1 rRNA gene (running past one end of the window) is annotated in these 1415 nt (G+C 56.5%); it reads right to left on the reverse strand.

The annotated features are described in order from the left end of the window. Positions 1-22 precede the first annotated feature (22 nt). A 23S ribosomal RNA gene (locus ABZ822_RS32480) occupies positions 23-1415 on the reverse strand; it runs 1294 nt beyond the window's last position.

Below are 1415 nucleotides of genomic sequence, written 5' to 3' on the forward strand. Positions count from 1 at the left end.
ACACAGTGGACGCGAGCATCTGAGGACAAGCCCTCGGCCTATTAGTACCAGTCAACTCCACACCTCACGGCGCTTCCATATCTGGCCTATCAACCCAGTCGTCTACTGGGAGCCTTAACCCCTCAACGGGGGTGGGAGTCCTCATCTCGAAGCAGGCTTCCCGCTTAGATGCTTTCAGCGGTTATCCCTCCCGAACGTAGCCAACCAGCCATGCCCTTGGCAGAACAACTGGCACACCAGAGGTTCGTCCGTCCCGGTCCTCTCGTACTAGGGACAGCCCTTCTCAAGACTCCTACGCGCACAGCGGATAGGGACCGAACTGTCTCACGACGTTCTAAACCCAGCTCGCGTACCGCTTTAATGGGCGAACAGCCCAACCCTTGGGACCGACTCCAGCCCCAGGATGCGACGAGCCGACATCGAGGTGCCAAACCATCCCGTCGATATGGACTCTTGGGGAAGATCAGCCTGTTATCCCCGGGGTACCTTTTATCCGTTGAGCGACGGCGCTTCCACAAGCCACCGCCGGATCACTAGTCCCGACTTTCGTCCCTGCTCGACCCGTCGGTCTCACAGTCAAGCTCCCTTGTGCACTTACACTCAACACCTGATTGCCAACCAGGCTGAGGGAACCTTTGGGCGCCTCCGTTACCCTTTAGGAGGCAACCGCCCCAGTTAAACTACCCACCAGACACTGTCCCTGATCCGGATCACGGACCCAGGTTAGACATCCAGCACGACCAGAGTGGTATTTCAACAACGACTCCCCCTGAACTGGCGTCCAGAGTTCACAGTCTCCCACCTATCCTACACAAGCCGAACCGAACACCAATATCAAGCTGTAGTAAAGGTCCCGGGGTCTTTCCGTCCTGCTGCGCGAAACGAGCATCTTTACTCGTAATGCAATTTCACCGGGCCTATGGTTGAGACAGTCGAGAAGTCGTTACGCCATTCGTGCAGGTCGGAACTTACCCGACAAGGAATTTCGCTACCTTAGGATGGTTATAGTTACCACCGCCGTTTACTGGCGCTTAAGTTCTCAGCTTCGCCCCGTCGAAACAGGACTAACCGGTCCCCTTAACGTTCCAGCACCGGGCAGGCGTCAGTCCGTATACATCGCCTTACGGCTTCGCACGGACCTGTGTTTTTAGTAAACAGTCGCTTCTCGCTGGTCTCTGCGGCCACCACCAGCTCACACCGCAAGGGTGATCACCAGCAATGGCCCCCCTTCTCCCGAAGTTACGGGGGCATTTTGCCGAGTTCCTTAACCATAGTTCACCCGAACGCCTCGGTATTCTCTACCTGACCACCTGAGTCGGTTTAGGGTACGGGCCGCCATGAAACTCGCTAGAGGCTTTTCTCGACAGCATAGGATCATCCACTTCACCACAATCGGCTCGGCATCAGGTCTCAGC

Origin of the sequence: Streptomyces sp. NPDC047108 (assembly GCF_040643575.1) — a bacterium.
Taxonomy (GTDB): Bacteria; Actinomycetota; Actinomycetes; order Streptomycetales; family Streptomycetaceae; genus Streptomyces.